The organism is Sphingobium sp. B12D2B (assembly GCF_025961775.1).
GTDB lineage: Bacteria > Pseudomonadota > Alphaproteobacteria > Sphingomonadales > Sphingomonadaceae > Sphingobium.
The window spans coordinates 2,130,542-2,145,968 of the sequence record NZ_JAOQOH010000001.1 but is presented as its reverse complement, the minus strand read 5'-3'; the positions used below and the strand labels follow the sequence as shown (position 1 = coordinate 2,145,968).

At 64.7% G+C, this 15,427-nt stretch carries 13 protein-coding genes; 11 read left to right on the top strand and 2 right to left on the bottom strand.

Features of this window, described 5'->3' with window-relative positions; translation table 11 throughout:
- The first annotated feature begins 144 nt into the window (after positions 1-144).
- Positions 145-1,863 carry a fatty acyl-AMP ligase gene (locus tag M2335_RS10160; RefSeq protein ID WP_264594610.1) on the top strand — a complete coding sequence of 573 codons (1,719 nt, stop codon included), beginning with the start codon at positions 145-147 and terminating at the stop codon, positions 1,861-1,863.
- A 202-nt stretch (positions 1,864-2,065) separates the two neighbouring features.
- Positions 2,066-4,303, top strand: a complete 2,238-nt coding sequence (locus M2335_RS10155) for a putative bifunctional diguanylate cyclase/phosphodiesterase (protein ID WP_264594609.1) — start codon at positions 2,066-2,068, stop codon at positions 4,301-4,303.
- A gap of 10 nt (positions 4,304-4,313) precedes the next feature.
- On the opposite strand, the gene M2335_RS10150 is transcribed toward M2335_RS10155, so the two are convergent.
- A complete protein-coding gene (locus M2335_RS10150) occupies positions 4,314-5,063 on the bottom strand; it encodes a ParA family protein (protein WP_264594608.1) in 750 nt (249 codons plus the stop codon).
- Between the two features lie 153 nt (positions 5,064-5,216).
- Between M2335_RS10150 and plsY the strand changes: the two genes are divergently transcribed.
- The 9 genes from plsY (at position 5,217) to M2335_RS10105 (ending at position 14,776) form a co-directional block, all read left to right on the top strand.
- Positions 5,217-5,831 (top strand): glycerol-3-phosphate 1-O-acyltransferase PlsY, encoded by a 615-nt coding sequence (plsY, locus tag M2335_RS10145; protein WP_264594607.1) that lies wholly within the window; start codon positions 5,217-5,219, stop codon positions 5,829-5,831.
- Positions 5,828-6,919 (top strand): DNA-processing protein DprA, encoded by a 1,092-nt coding sequence (gene dprA, locus M2335_RS10140; protein WP_264594606.1) that lies wholly within the window; start codon positions 5,828-5,830, stop codon positions 6,917-6,919. The genes plsY and dprA overlap by 4 nt, the downstream gene beginning before the upstream one ends.
- A gap of 1 nt (position 6,920) precedes the next feature.
- Positions 6,921-7,301: a hypothetical protein gene (locus tag M2335_RS10135; RefSeq protein WP_264594605.1), complete on the top strand. Its 381-nt coding sequence runs from the start codon at positions 6,921-6,923 to the stop codon at positions 7,299-7,301.
- 57 nt (positions 7,302-7,358) lie between these two features.
- Positions 7,359-7,661, top strand: coding sequence for a hypothetical protein (locus M2335_RS10130; RefSeq protein ID WP_264570147.1), 303 nt, complete (start codon positions 7,359-7,361; stop codon positions 7,659-7,661).
- 81 nt (positions 7,662-7,742) lie between these two features.
- Positions 7,743-8,372, top strand: coding sequence for a DedA family protein (locus M2335_RS10125; protein WP_264594604.1), 630 nt, complete (start codon positions 7,743-7,745; stop codon positions 8,370-8,372).
- Positions 8,373-8,445: 73 nt separating this feature from the next.
- Positions 8,446-11,031: a type I DNA topoisomerase gene (topA, locus tag M2335_RS10120; protein WP_264594603.1), complete on the top strand. Its 2,586-nt coding sequence runs from the start codon at positions 8,446-8,448 to the stop codon at positions 11,029-11,031.
- A gap of 174 nt (positions 11,032-11,205) precedes the next feature.
- A complete protein-coding gene (cysD, locus tag M2335_RS10115; RefSeq protein ID WP_264570150.1) occupies positions 11,206-12,111 on the top strand; it encodes a sulfate adenylyltransferase subunit CysD in 906 nt (301 codons plus the stop codon).
- The gene (gene cysN / locus M2335_RS10110; RefSeq protein ID WP_264594602.1) at positions 12,111-14,045 is read left to right on the top strand and encodes a sulfate adenylyltransferase subunit CysN; all 1,935 of its coding nucleotides are present in this window, start codon (positions 12,111-12,113) and stop codon (positions 14,043-14,045) included. The genes cysD and cysN overlap by 1 nt, the downstream gene beginning before the upstream one ends.
- Entirely contained in the window at positions 14,042-14,776 is a 735-nt protein-coding gene (locus M2335_RS10105) for a 3'(2'),5'-bisphosphate nucleotidase CysQ (protein ID WP_264594601.1), read from the top strand. Before cysN ends, M2335_RS10105 begins: the two co-directional genes overlap by 4 nt.
- 9 nt (positions 14,777-14,785) lie before the next feature.
- On the opposite strand, the gene M2335_RS10100 is transcribed toward M2335_RS10105, so the two are convergent.
- Positions 14,786-15,280, bottom strand: a complete 495-nt coding sequence (locus M2335_RS10100; protein WP_264594600.1) for a nuclear transport factor 2 family protein — start codon at positions 15,278-15,280, stop codon at positions 14,786-14,788.
- Between the last annotated feature and the right edge of the window lie 147 nt (positions 15,281-15,427).

Here is a 15,427-nt window from a genome sequence, read left to right as displayed (position 1 = left end):
CGCAAGAACGGGGTAGGGCCAGGCATAGAATGCGGCTTTTCGGTTCAGACAAGCGCAAGCCAGCCAGGCGTAGACGCAAGAGAACAGCCGCCATGCCTTGACTTAAGGGGATGATATCTGGCGGAAAAAGAAGGGTCATTTAAGATGCAGCCAACACCGACGGAAGATCGGCTTGAGCGGCGCTTTGCCGATTTCGATACTTTGGGTGCCGCGCTTGATTATGCGGCGCAGGGTGTTCGTGGAGTTAACTTTCACGATGCCCGCGGCAATCTTGCGCGTCCTTATCCCTTTTCGGAGATGCGCGGCGATGCACTGGCCTGCGCCTATCGGTTGATTGCGCGGGGCGTTCAGCCCCAGCAGCGGATCGCCCTGATCGCCGAGACCGGCCCCGAGTTCGCCCAATTGTTCTTCGGCATTGTCTATGCCGGTGCCTGGCCTGTGCCGCTACCGTTGCCCACCAGCTTCGGCGGCAAGGAAAGCTATATCGACCAGCTGTGCGTCCAGCTCGACAGCTGCGACCCGATCATGCTGCTCTTCCCCGCCGAGCTGAGCGAGATGGCCGGTGAGGCCGCGCGCCGCAAGGGCGTGGAACCGCTCAGTTTCGATGACTTTCTCGCGGCACCGGTCGCGGCCTGTGCGCTGCCGCAAGCGGGTCCGGATGACATCTGCTATCTGCAATATTCCAGCGGATCGACGCGGTTTCCGCATGGCGTGGCGGTGACGCACAAGGCACTGCTCAGCAATCTCGCCGCCCATAGCCACGGCATGGAACTGATCGCGAGCGACCGCTGCATCAGCTGGCTGCCCTGGTATCATGACATGGGCCTCGTCGGCTGCTTCCTGTCGGTCGTCGCCAATCAGGTCTCGACCGATTACCTCAAGACCGAGGATTTCGCGCGCCGCCCGCTGGCGTGGCTGGATATGATCTCGCGCCATCAGGGCACCGCGATCAGCTACTCGCCTACTTTCGGGTACGATATTTGCGCCCGTCGCATGTCCAGCCAGACGCGGGCATCCGAACGCTTCGACCTGTCCCGCTGGCGCTTGGCCGGTAACGGCGCGGACATGATCCGCCCGGATGTGATGCAGCAGTTTGTCGATGCCTTTGCGGAAGCCGGCTTCTCGCCCAAGGCCTTCCTGCCGAGCTATGGCCTGGCTGAAGCGACGCTGGCCGTGACCATCATGCCGCCGGGTGAAGGCATCATGGTGGAGCTGGTCGAGGAAACCGAACTGTCCGGCGGCCATGCCGTGGAGGATCGCCCGCAGCGCTTCCGCGCGATCGTCAATTGCGGCAAGCCCGTGATGGGCATGACTGTCGAAATCCGCGACGAATTCGGCGGCCCGCTGCCTGAGCGGACCATCGGCAAGGTGTGGACGACCGGTCCCTCGCTCATGGTCGGCTATTTCCGCGATCAGGAATCGACCGAGGCCTGCATGGCCGACGGCTGGCTGGACACTGGCGACATGGGCTATCTCTCGGATGGCTATCTGTACATTGTCGGCCGCGCCAAGGACATGATCATCATCAACGGCAAGAATCACTGGCCGCAGGATATCGAGTGGGCGGTGGAGCAGCTTCCGGGCTTCAAGCAGGGGGACATTGCCGCCTTCGCCATCACCACCGCTGGAGGCGAGGAAGCACCCGCCGTCCTCGTGCATTGCCGCGTCTCCGACAATGTCGAGCGCGCACGGCTGCGGGAAGAGATTCGCGAGCGCGTCCGTTCGATCACCGGCATGAACTGCGTGGTTGAACTGGTACCGCCGCGCTCGCTGCCGCGCACCAGCTCGGGCAAACTCAGCCGCTCGAAGGCGCGGACCCTGTATTTGACCGGGGAAATCGTGCCCTATGACATCGCGGCCTGATCGGGGCGGTTGACGCGGTAAAAGACTGCGAGCGCTTGCTTACGGGTTGATAACCTGCGCGCGATATGACCGCGCCGTGACCAAGCGTTCAACCGTCCCAGACCAGCGCGCAGCGCCCGCCACGGAAGTCGTTTCGCTCGGCTTGTTGTGCGGATTCCGCCCGCTTCCCGGGGCGCAGGGGCGCCTTGTATGCGGGAGCCAGATGCGCTCCGCAGACCGGATGCTGGGGCTCTTCACCACGATCACGGCCATCTCTGCCATGCTCGTGGGCGCGCGGTTTTACAACCATATCAATATCTGGATGTTCGTTGTCTGGATGTTGGTGCTCGGTATTTCACAAGCGCAGTTGCTGCGGTTACGCCGGGTCAATGTGGCGTCGGATTATGCCGATGCGACGCGGGCCGCATTGTTGCGACATGGCGCGATCTGCTGGCTGCAGGGCGCCATATGGGTCGCCGCAATGGTGCTCTTCACCGGTGAGGCCAGGCCGGAAGAAGTGGTCACATTCTGGACCATCGCCTGCTGCCTGATGGCGTCGGTGGCCATTTCGTTCCAGTCGACTCCCTTGTCCGCCAGTGGCTTCATCCTCTCGATCGGCACGGGCACCGTCTGGATGATGCTCCGCCATGCCGATCCCTTTCTGGCGGGCGTAGTGGCGATCTATGCTCTGCTCGCTTTGGCGACAAGCCTCTGGCAGGCGCACCAGTTCGGCGTGCAGGTCTCGACCAGCAAGGCGCTGGCCGAAAAGCGGGAGGTCGTCAGTCTCCTGCTGCGCGAGCATGATCGCGACGGGGCCGATGTGCTGTGGCAGACCGACCCCGCCCGGCGTCTGACCGGGGTTTCCCCGGCCTTTGCGCGGATGCTCGGCAAGACGGTGGAAGAGGTGGACGGCCAGTCCATCCTTCAGGTGCTGGCGGGATCGACCTGGACGAATGGGGACTTCGACCCGGCCCTTCATGTGCTGGCGGAGAAGCTCAAGGACCGCGTGTCCTTTTCCGACCTGTGCCTGTCCGGCATAGTCGATGGTGCGCGACGCTGGTGGTCATTGTCCGCATCTCCCCGGCTGGATGAGGCCGGCAATTTCCTGGGCTTTCGCGGGGTCGGCTCAGACATCACGGTGCAGAAGGAGACGAACGAGCGCATTTCGCAGCTTGCCCGGCTGGATACGCTCACCAATCTTCCCAACCGCCTCAATCTGGGCGAGGAACTGGCTAAATCCGTCGAAGACACGCAGACGTGGCAGACGCGGTGTGCCTTCATGATGATCGATCTCGATCGGTTCAAATCGGTGAACGACACGTTGGGTCACCACGTCGGCGACCAGCTTCTGGCCCAAGTTGCCGAACGTTTGCGCGGCGTCTGCTCGCTCAACGAAGTTTGCGGACGGCTCGGCGGCGATGAGTTCGCGGTGGTCGTCCGTGAGGTGGCCGACCCCATCTATGTCGACCGGCTGGCGAGCGCGATCATCGAGGTCGTGTCCAGACCCTATGTGCTCGATGGGCAGACGCTGTTCATCGGCGCCAGCATCGGCTCGGCCATGGCACCGCAGGACGGCACGGATGCGGATATGCTGATGCGCAGCGCCGATCTGGCCATGTATCGCGCCAAGGAGGCCGGGCGCGGCAAGCATCTGCGCTTTACGGCATCGATGCACGCCGATGCAGAGGAGCGTCGCAATCTCGAACTGGCGTTGCGCAACGCAATCGAGGCCGGCGAATTTCACTTGGTCTACCAGCCCATCGTCAACGCGCGGTCCCGCCATGTCATCGGCTTCGAAGCGCTCTGCCGGTGGACGCACCCCCAGCTTGGTCCGATTCCGCCCAGCCGCTTCATTCCTATCGCCGAAGATACAAGGCTCATCTCCCGCCTCGGGGCTTGGGTGCTGGAGACGGCGTGCAAGACAGCCTGTCACTGGCCCGACGCGGTGAGCCTCTCGGTCAATGTGTCGGCCCAGCAACTATGCGATCCCGAGATCGTCCCACAGATCAGCGCAGCTCTGGCGCAGTCCGGGCTTCCCGCCAGCCGGTTGGAGCTGGAGGTGACCGAGAGCGTATTCATGCAGGAGGAGACGGGCGCGTCGCAGGCGCTCGATCGGTTGGCGAAAATGGGCATCCGGCTTTCGCTGGACGATTTCGGGACGGGCTACTCGTCGCTCGGCTACCTTTCCCGTGCACGGTTCGACACCATCAAGGTCGATCAAAGCTTCATTCACGGCGCCGCTCGCGGCCAGCGTGAGAGCCTCGCCATCATCAACGCGGTGGTGGCCATGGCCACCAGCCTTGGGCTGGAGACCACCGCCGAGGGTGTAGAAACCGAAGGGGAATATGACATCATCCGGGCGCTGGGATGCTCGAAGATTCAGGGCTATTATTTCGGCCGGCCCATGTCGCGAGACGAGAGCATCGGCCTGTTCGGGCGCTCGGCGACGCAGGTCGCCTAATCCTTTCGCCTCACCCTTTGGCGAGACGGCGCTCGATGGCTTGCCAGATCGTCGCAAATTGCTCGGCCGGCTGGCTCTGGGCGGCATAAGTGGCGAGCGGCGCACGCCGGAAGCCCATCTGCTCGACAAGGCTGGAGTAGCTGACGATCGGCCAGTCTGGATGGGCTTCGAGCGCCTCGGCATGGAGCTTGCGCCGCCGGTCCACCATCGAGAACACCGGCAGGATCGGGGGATGCCATCCGCCGCGCCGGATCAGGATGCTGGCCAGATCATCGAGCGATTTGCGGGCGAGCGGTGAGGGGATCACCGGCGCCACGACAAGATCTGCGCCCCGCAGCACCTGCTCGGCTGTCTCGGTGAGCCCGGGCGGGCAATCCAGGATGACGCGGTCATAACGCGGCGCGAGGCCCGAGAGGAGCTTCGCCAACCGGCGCTTTTTACCCAGATCGAAGAGCAGCCGCTCCAGACCGTGAAGGGACATGTCTGCGGCCAAGAGATCGAGGCCGGGGATGGCGGTGGGTTGGCAGATGTCTTCCGGTTCCAGCTGCCGCGCGAAGACCGCTCGGGCGGCGTCGCGCGTTTCTGTTTGCGCGGCCAGGAGCCAGGTCGCTGCGCCCTGCGGGTCGAGATCCCACAGCAACGTTCGCCGCGCAGAGAGGCTTGCCGAGGCCCATGCCAGATTAACGGCAAAGGTGGATTTGCCGACGCCTCCCTTGAGGCTGAACACCGCGATTGTCTTCATCTCGGGTTGCGCTGCCATGATCCTGTGATGGATCGATGACAGAAATGTTGCAAATTAAAGTCATGCGATGGGCCCGTCCGCGCCACCCGCCGGGCACCCGCACGCGATCCCTGCTTGCAAGATCGCCCGCTGCTGCGCAAAGGTCACCGGCGAAACAGGAGCAGAATTCCCATGCAATGGCAGTTGCCGGCCCTTGTCGCGCTTGTCGGCTATCTTCTGGGGTCCATCCCCTTCGGCATCATCCTTACGCGGCTGGCTGGGGCAGGGGACCTGCGCGCGATCGGCTCCGGCAATATCGGCGCGACCAATGTGCTGCGCACCGGGCGCAAGGGCCTCGCGGCTGCGACGCTCCTGCTGGATGGCGCGAAAGGCGCCGTCGCGGCGATGGTCGGCGCATGGCTGATGCCGGTCGGTGATATGGCCCTCAGCGGCGCCACTATTGGCGGCGTCATGGCCTTTGTGGGGCATTGCTATCCGGTCTGGCTGAGTTTTCGCGGCGGCAAGGGCGTGGCGACGATGCTGGGCGTATGTCTTGCACTGTCCTGGATCGCCGGACTGGTCTTTGCGGCGGTCTGGCTGGCCGCGCTTGCCCTGTTTCGGATCAGTTCGGTGGGCGGCATGAGCGCGGCCATCAGCGCGCCGGTGGCAGCGTTGCTGATTGGCCGGCCCGATCTGGCGGCGCCCATCGCCGGCATGGCGCTCGTGGTGCTGTGGCGGCATCGGTTGAACATCGCGCGCCTGCTGCGCGGGGAAGAACCGCGCGTGGGAAGCTCCCGCGCCGCATGACGACGCTCAACGCAGATCGGTACGATCGCCTGCGGCTCATCCGGACGCCGAATATCGGCCCGGTCGCCTATCGGCAACTGCTAGCCCGCTTCGGCACGGCGGGACGCGCTCTGGAGGCGCTGCCCGATCTCGCCTCGCGCGGCGGAAACCGGCGCTTCAAGCCCTGTGATCGCCACAGCGTCGATGCCGAAATCGCGCAGGTCGAGCGGCTGGGCGCGCATTATCTGTTTCTGGGCGAGGCGGATTACCCGGCTCTGCTCGGCCAGGCCGAAGGTGCCCCGCCGGTGCTCATCGCCCGGGGCAACGTGGGGCTGGGCGTTGAGCGCTGTGTCGCCATCGTCGGTGCGCGCAATGCCTCCGCCGCAGCCTGCCGATTTGCGCGAGAACTGGCCCATGCCCTGCAAGAGGCCGGCATCGTCGTGGTCTCCGGTCTCGCGCGCGGCATCGACACCGCCGCGCATCAGGGGGCCGGGATCGCGCGGACCGTTGCGGTGATCGGGTCCGGCATCGACGTCAATTTCCCGGCGGAAAATGCCGATCTGCAGGAGCGGGTTGCGCGCGAGGGCTTGCTGCTCACCGAACTGCCGCCCGGCGCTGAGCCGCTTGCCCGCCACTTTCCCGCCCGCAACCGGATCATCGCCTGGATGAGCCTGGGTACGGTGGTGGTGGAGGCTGCGCCGCGCTCGGGCTCGCTGCTGACTGCGCGGCTGGCGGGCGAGGAGGGGCGGGAGGTGATGGCCGTGCCCGGCTTTCCGGCCGATCCGCGCGCCCATGGCTGTAATGCCCTCATTCGCGACGGCGCCACGCTGGTGCAAAGCGCGCAGGATGTCGTGGAGGCGATCGCGTCGCTCGATCCGCGCGCGCTGCGCTCGGGGCAGCGCGACTTCCTGTCGCAGCCGCCATCTGACGATCTGGGGGAGGCGGAACGGCAGCGCGTGACGGGCTTGCTCAGCCTCAGCCCGGTGGCGGTTGACGAACTGATCCGGCAGAGCGGCTTAGCACCGGCGAGCGTGCAGACGGCGCTGCTGGAGCTTGAGATTGCCGGTCGTCTGCAGCGCCATGCCGGGGGACGGGTGAGCTTTGCCTGAGGTGGCATCGCCTGACACGCCGCCCGCCTGGCAGGGGCGAGGACTGCCCGGCGCGATGATGCGCCGGCTGCTATCCTTGTTGCTCCTTGCGCTCATCGCGGTGCAGGCATGGCCCGACGGTGCCGCGACATTCCAGCCGCGCAACGGCTCGGCTTTCAGCGCTTCGACGGTGGAAGTTGCGCTGGTCCCGCCGGGGCGGAGCGAGTTTACCAAGGCGGAGTTGCATCAGGCGCTGCCGCCGCTCCCCTATGCGCCCGATGTCGTGGCGGCAGGGCACACAGAGGCTTTCCCCCAATTCTTGCCGCGGCTGGACCGCACTGACCCAACCCACGATCAGGCGGCGCGCCGCAATCGAGGCCCACGCCCACCTCCCTCTGTCTGAAGCTCGGTAATCGCGCCTTCTCGGCGCCCTATCTCACCCGAACTTCGGACAATTATCATGAAACAACTGACGACCCCCGACTCCGGGGCTGTCGCTGCGCAGGCGCGCATCGACGCCTTGATCGCCGCATATCCTGACCTGAACGAGGACGATTTGCGCCGCCTTCTCCACTGGTATCGCAAGGAGGCCTCCTCCTATGATGTCGCGATGCTGTCCGCTCGCGATGACCTGCGGCCCGGCTATGAGCGCTTCTACAAGGATCATATCGAGCGGATTTCGCCCTTCGGCTATACGGCGATATCGATAATTGTTCTGCTCTGCGCCATCGGCGTTTATGCGATCATCAACTATTTGCGCTGATGGGTGTTGAGGCAGGGCGGGTCTGCGTGTTGCAGATCCGCCCGTCTCCTAACGCTAACGCGCGCTGGACTGGAGTTTTCAATGCAGGATTGGGTGTTTGATATCGTGGAGAGCACCGGCCTGTTCGGCGTGTTCCTGCTCATGCTTCTGGAGACCGTGTTCCCCCCAATCCCATCGGAAGTGATCATGCCGGTCGCGGGCGTGCTCGCCGCGCGGGGTGGCATGGGGCTGGGCGGCGTGATCCTGGCCGGTACTGCGGGCGCGATGGCCGGCAATCTGTTCTGGTATGCGCTGGCGCGGATGATCGGCCTGCATCGCTTCCGCCCGCTCATCGAGCGATATGGCCGCTGGCTGACGCTCGACTGGCCAGAGGTGGAGCGCGCGCAGGGCCTGTTTCGGCGCTTCGGCGGGCCGATCGTGATGATCGGCCGGGTCCTCCCGACCATTCGCTCGGTCATTTCCATTCCCGCCGGCGTTCTGCGGATGCGGCTGATCCGCTTTTTTGTGTGGTCGGCGGTCGGCACTGCGGCATGGAGCTCCGGCCTGGCGATTGCCGGTTGGGTGCTCGGGCGGCGATTCAGCAATATCGAGCAGTTCCTCGGGCCGCTGTCGACGGGCATCATCCTGTTGATCGTGCTGATCTATATCTGGCGGCAGGCGACGTGGCACCGCCGGCATGTGGCAGCCGACAAGCCCGATGTCGGCGAGTAAGCATTTCGCTTGACGTTGCGGCCGAGCCGTTTCCAGACTCGCGCGTACACGTAAGGATCGTTAGCGGAACTCTATGCAACTCGTCATCGTCGAATCACCGGCCAAGGCCAAGACCATCGAAAAATATCTGGGAGGCGACTTCCGGGTGTTGGCGTCCTACGGCCATGTTCGAGATTTGCCTGCCAAGGATGGCTCGGTCGATCCGGACGATGGTTTCTCGATGGCCTGGGAAAATTACGGCGACAAGGCCCGTCAGCTCAAGGCGATTACCGACGAGGCCAAGAAGGCCGACCGTCTGATCCTCGCGACTGACCCTGATCGCGAGGGGGAGGCGATCAGCTGGCATGTGCAGGAGGTGCTGCGCAATAAGAAGGCGCTGCCCAAGCTGGTCGATCGCGTGACGTTCAATGCCATCACCAAGGCCGCCGTGACGGAGGCGATGAAGGCGCCGCGCGCCCTCGATGAAGATTTGATCGATGCCTATCGCGCCCGCCGCGCGCTGGATTATCTGGTCGGCTTCACGCTCTCGCCGGTGCTGTGGCGCAAGCTGCCCGGCGCCAAGTCCGCCGGGCGCGTTCAATCGGTTGCGTTGCGCATCATCGTCGAGCGTGAGCGCGAGATCGAGGCGTTCACGCCGCAGGAATATTGGTCGGTCACCGCCGATCTGGAGCAGGCCGGGCAGAGCTTCGAGGCGCGGCTGGTGCGCTGGCGTGGCGACAAGATCGACCGGCTGACCATCGGCAAGGAAGGCGATGCCAAGGCTGCCAAGGCTGATGTGGAGGCCGGCCGCTTCACCGTCTCCTCTGTCGAGACCAAGCCGGCCACCCGCAATCCGCCGCCGCCCTTCACCACCTCGACGCTGCAGCAGGAGGCCGCGCGCAAGCTCGGTCTTTCAGCCAACGAAACCATGCGCGTCGCCCAACAGCTCTACGAAGATGGCGCGATCACCTATATGCGGACCGACGGCGTGCAGATGGATGGCAGCGCCATTTCCGCCGCGCGCAAGGCCATCGCGGACCGCTATGACGGTGGCTATCTGCCGGACAAGCCGCGCATGTACCAGACCAAGGCCAAGAACGCGCAGGAAGCGCACGAGGCGATCCGCCCAACCGAGTTCACGCGCGAGAGCGTGGGTTCGGGCGTTCATGCCAAGCTGTACGATCTGATCTTCAAGCGCGCGCTGGCGAGCCAGATGGCCTCGGCGCGGCTGGAGCGCACGGCGGTCGAGTTCACCGACGGCACCGGACAGCACGCGCTGCGGGCGACCGGGCAGGTCGTGCTGTTCCCCGGCTTCCTGGCCCTGTATGAGGAAGGTCGCGACGACGTGGCCGATGAGGACAGCAAGCTGCTGCCCGCGATGTCCGCAGGTGACCAACCGGCCAAGCGCGATGTGCGCGCGGAGCAGCACTTCACCCAGCCGCCGCCGCGCTACAGCGAGGCGAGCCTCGTCAAGCGGCTGGAGGAACTGGGCATCGGGCGCCCGTCCACCTACGCCTCGACGATCCAGACACTCAAGGATCGCGATTATGTCCGTGTCGAGAAGAACCGGTTCTTCGCTGAAGAGAGCGGGCGGCTGCTGACGGCCTTCCTCGAGCGCTTCTTCGAGCGCTACGTGGCCTATGAGTTCACTGCCGGCCTTGAAGATGAGCTGGACGAGATTTCCGGCGGCCGCGCCCAGTGGCAGGCGGTGCTGGAAGCCTTCTGGCGCGACTTCAAGCCCAAGACGGTCGAGATCATGGATCGCAAGCCGTCCGAGATCACCGCGGAGCTGGACGAATTTCTCGCGCCGATGCTCTTCCCGGACAGGGCCGACGGCAGCGATCCGCGAGCCTGTCCGCTGTGCGCGGACGGGCGCCTGTCGCTACGCGGCGGGCGCTTCGGCGCATTCATCGCCTGCTCCAATTATCCCGAGTGCAAGTTCACCCGCAAATTCGGCCAGCCTGGGGGCAGTGGCGAGGCGGATACCGGGCCCGAGGAGCTTGGCAAGCACCCCGAGACCGGGGAGCCTATCCTGCGCAAGTCGGGTCGCTTCGGGCCTTATGTCGAAATGGGCAATGGTAAGGAGGCCAAGCGCGCCTCGATCCCCAAGGATCTGCCGGATGGCGAACTGACGCTCGACTGGGCGGTCAAGCTGCTCTCGCTGCCGCGCACGATCGGCGACCATCCCGAAACCGGCAAGCCGATCGTGGCCAGCCTCGGGCGCTATGGCCCCTATCTAGCGCATGAGGGCAAATATGCCCGGCTGGGCTCTACCGTGGAGATTTTCGAGACGGGCATGAATGCCGCCGTCGCGAAGCTAGCCGATGCCGCCAATCGCGGCGGCCCCCGCAAGGCCGCCGAGCCGCTCAAGGTTTTAGGCGCCCATCCCCGCACCGAGGCCGAGATCAAGCTGATGGAAGGCCGCTATGGCCCCTATGTCACCGATGGCACCACCAATGCGACTCTGCCCAAGAGCGTGGCGCCGGACGCGCTGACGCTGGAGGAAGCGGCTCAGCTTATCGATGCGCGCGCGGCCGCCGCGCCGGCCAAGAAGAAGGGCAAGAAGGCACCGGCCAAGAAGAAGGCCGCGACCGCCAAGGCGCCTGCCAAAAAGGCCGCCGCCAAGAAGCCTGCCGCGAAGAAAGCGCCGGCAAAGAAGAAGGCGGCAGAAGAGGCTTAAGGGCCCGCTTCTCACGGGGCAGTCGCAAACTCAGGCGCGACTGCCCAAGCCAAACTGTGGCGGATCGTAGGAAAAGCTTGCTGCACCGCCTCTGGTGCTGGGCTAGCAGCGTGGCCAGATTAATCGGCCACGATTAATCGACATGCCACCGGCCCTTCCAGTCCAGGACTTTCCATGACCCGTACGCTCACGCATCTCGAACGCCTCGAAGCCGAGAGCATCCACATCATGCGTGAGGTGGCGGCCGAGGCGGAAAAGCCGGTGATGCTCTACTCGGTGGGCAAGGACAGCGCGGTGATGCTGCATCTGGCGCGCAAGGCCTTCTATCCCTCACCGCCGCCCTTTCCGCTGCTCCATGTCGATACGACATGGAAGTTCAAGGCGATGTACGAGCTGCGCAACCGCATGGCGGAAGAAAGCGGGATGGAACTGCTCGTCTACCAGAATCCCGAGGCCAAGGAGCGGGGCATCAACCCGTTCGATCATGGCCCGCTCCACACGGACATGTGGAAGACCGAGGGTCTCAAGCAGGCGCTCAATCTCTACGGCTTCGACGTCGCCTTCGGCGGCGCGCGCCGCGATGAGGAGAAGAGCCGCGCCAAGGAGCGCATCTTCTCCTTCCGCACCGCAAGCCATGGCTGGGACCCCAAGAACCAGCGGCCCGAGCTGTGGAACCTCTACAATGCGAAGAAGGCCAAGGGCGAGAGCATCCGTGTCTTCCCGATCAGCAACTGGACTGAGCTGGACATCTGGCAATATATCCAGCTCAATCGCATCCCCATCGTGCCGCTCTACTTCGCGCAGCCGCGCCCGACGGTGGAGCGCGACGGGATGCTGCTGATGGTCGATGACGAGCGCTTCCCGCTGCGCCCCGGCGAGGAGCCGGTGATGCGTTCGATCCGCTTTCGCACGCTGGGCTGCTATCCGCTCACCGGCGCGGTCGAAAGCGAGGCGAGCACGCTGTCCGAGGTTATTCAGGAAATGCTGCTCACCACCACCAGCGAGCGGCAGGGGCGCATCATCGACAAGGATGGTGGTGCCGCCAGCATGGAGAAGAAGAAGCAGGAGGGCTATTTCTGATGGCCGACGCCACCCTCGAGACGCCGGTCTACCAGACCGATGCCCTCATCGCGCAGGATATCGATGCCTATCTGGAGCAGCATCAGCACAAGTCGCTACTGCGCTTCATCACCTGTGGCAGCGTGGACGACGGCAAGTCGACCCTGATCGGGCGGCTGCTCTACGACAGCAAGATGATCTTCGAGGATCAGCTTGCCGCGCTGGAGGCCGACAGCAAGCGCGTCGGCACGCAGGGGCAGGAGATCGACTTCGCGCTGCTGGTGGATGGTCTCGCCGCCGAGCGCGAGCAGGGCATCACCATCGATGTCGCCTACCGCTTCTTCACGACGGAAAAGCGCAAGTTCATCGTCGCCGACACGCCGGGCCATGAGCAATATACCCGCAACATGGTGACGGGTGCTTCCACGGCCGACCTCGCCGTGATCCTCATCGACGCGCGCAAGGGCGTGCTGACCCAGACGCGGCGGCATAGCTATCTCGCGCAGCTTGTCGGCATCCGCCACATCGTGCTTGCCGTGAACAAAATGGATCTGGTCGGTTACGACCGCGCCCTGTTCGACAAGATCGTCGCGGATTATGGTGCTTTCGCCAAGGAAATCGGCATCGAGCAGTTCGTGCCCATGCCGATCTCCGGCTTCAAGGGCGACAACATCACGACCCTCTCGGCCAACACGCCCTGGTATCAGGGGCCGACGCTGGTCGATTATCTGGAAACGGTCGAGGTTGATAACAGCGCCGATCAGGCCCGTCCGTTCCGCATGCCGGTGCAATGGGTCAATCGGCCGAACCTGGATTTCCGCGGTTTCTCGGGCCTGGTCGCCAGCGGCGCGATCAAGCCGGGTGATGCCATCCGCGTGCTCCCCTCGGGCAAGACCAGCACGGTCACGCGCATCGTGACGCTGGATAGCGATCTGGACGAAGCCGTTGCCGGCCAGTCGGTCACGCTCTGCCTTGCCGATGAGGTCGACTGCTCGCGTGGCGATGTGATCGCGTCCGCCGAAAACCCGCCGCAGGCGGCCGATCAGTTCGAATCCACCGTCGTGTGGATGTCCGACGATGCCCTGATTCCCGGCCGGGCCTATTGGCTCAAGATCGGCACGCAGACTGTCTCCGCGACGGTCCAGCCGCCCAAATATGTCGTCAACGTCAACACCATGGAGCATCTCGCAGCCAAGACGCTGGAGCTGAATGCCATCGGCGTCGCCGAGCTGACGACCGACAAGGCCATCGTGTTCGAGCCTTATGCCGAGAACCGCACGCTGGGCGGCTTCATCCTCATCGACAAGATCACCAATTCCACCGTTGCGGCCGGCATGCTGAACTTCTCGCTGCGGCGGGCGCAGAATGTTCACTGGCAGGCGATGGATGTCAGCCGTGAAGCTCATGCGGCGCAGAAGGGCCAGCAGCCTGCAGTGCTTTGGTTCACCGGCCTGTCCGGCTCCGGCAAGTCGACCATCGCCAACATCGTCGAGAAGAAGCTGTTCGCGCTGGGCCGCCACAGCTTCCTGCTCGACGGCGACAATGTCCGCCATGGCCTGAACAAGGATCTGGGCTTTACCGAGGCCGACCGGATCGAGAATATCCGCCGCGTCGGCGAGGTGACCAAGCTGATGGCAGATGCCGGGCTGATCGTGATCACCGCCTTCATCTCACCCTTCCGTGCCGAGCGGGACATGGTCCGCGCGATGTTGCCGGCGGGCGAGTTCATCGAGGTGTTCGTCGACACCCCGCTGGCCGAGGCGGAGCGCCGGGACGTCAAGGGCCTCTACAAGAAGGCCCGCGCCGGGGAGCTCAAGAACTTCACCGGGATCGACAGCCCCTATGAGGCGCCCGAGAAGCCGGAAATCCGCATCGATACCCAAGCCCTCACGCCCGAGCAGGCGGCGGACCTCATCGTGGAGCGTATCGTGGGCGTGTGGAGCCCGGATCTGTGACGGACGCAGAGCTGGCCGCGCACCTCGCGGAGGAAGCGGGCCGGCGGCTGCTCGCCTTGCGGGATGAAGCGCGCTTCGACGGAAAGGCGCTGGGCAATGAGGGCGATGCCCTCGCCAATGCCTATCTGTGCGAGGCGCTCGGACGCGAGAGACCCGACGACGGCCTGCTCTCCGAAGAGAGCCGCGACACAAAGGATCGGCTCGCCAAGTCCCGCGTCTGGATCGTCGATCCGGTCGATGGCACGCGCGAATATGGCGAGGCGCGAGCGGACTGGGCGGTCCATGTCGCGCTCGCCGTGGATGGCGTGGCCACCCTTGGCGCCGTCGCCCTGCCGGACATGGGGCTGGTGATGCGCTCGGACCGGCCGATTGCCGTACCGCCGGCACCTGCGACGCCCCGCATGGTCGTCAGCCGCACTCGCCCGGCGCCCGAGGCGCTGTCGGTCGCGCAGGCGCTGGGTGCCGAACTGGTCCCGATGGGCTCGGCCGGCGCCAAGGCGATGGCGGTCGTGCGCGGCGCGGCGGATATCTACCTGCACAGCGGCGGCCAATATGAGTGGGACAGTTGCGCACCCGTCGCCGTCGCGCTGGCTCATGGTTTGCATTGCTCGCGCATCGACGGCACGCCGCTGCGCTACAATCAGGCCGATGTCTACATGCCCGATTTGCTGATCTGCCGCCCCGACTATGCCGACCGGGTGCTGGACCTGGTCGGCGCGAAGGCGGGGTGACGGGCGGGCTTACCGCTTGATGATCAGCGATTCCGGGCGCTTGCGGGGCACCCATTCGCCCTTGCCGGGGAAGTTCTTCAGCACTTCGCCATCCCAAAGGCGCACGGTGCGGCGATGGAGCAGCCAGCCCCCGTCCGCGCCCTTCACGGCATGGTCGTCATACCAGCCGGCAAAGCGCAGCAGATAGGGCGGCTCGCCCTCGCATTCGGTCACGAAGGCGAAGGAGCGCATCTTCACCGATCCGTCCGGCTGCGGCATGAACTGCGTCTGGGTGACATGATGCTGCCGGCCCGGAAAGCCCGGCGCATTGCGATAATGCTCGGCAATGCCGCGAATGCCCTCATGGCCTTCCCAGATGTCTGGATCCTCGAAGACCTCCTCCACCATGCGCGCATCGGGGGTGAAGCAGGCGACCAGCCCATCGACATCGCCGGTATCCAGCGCCCAGCTATAATTGGCGATAAGATCCTGCAGGCCGAGCCTGTCTTCGATCGGCAAAGTCATTGCGCGCCTCTCCTCTTATGTGTGCCATCCCCGCCACGGACGGGGTGACATTTTAGTACAAATTGCAGGATTGAAGGCGGCGGCGGCATTTTGCAATGCGGTCTTGGCGGACAGGCCAGAAATGAACCCGTTTCGCTGTTTGCCATC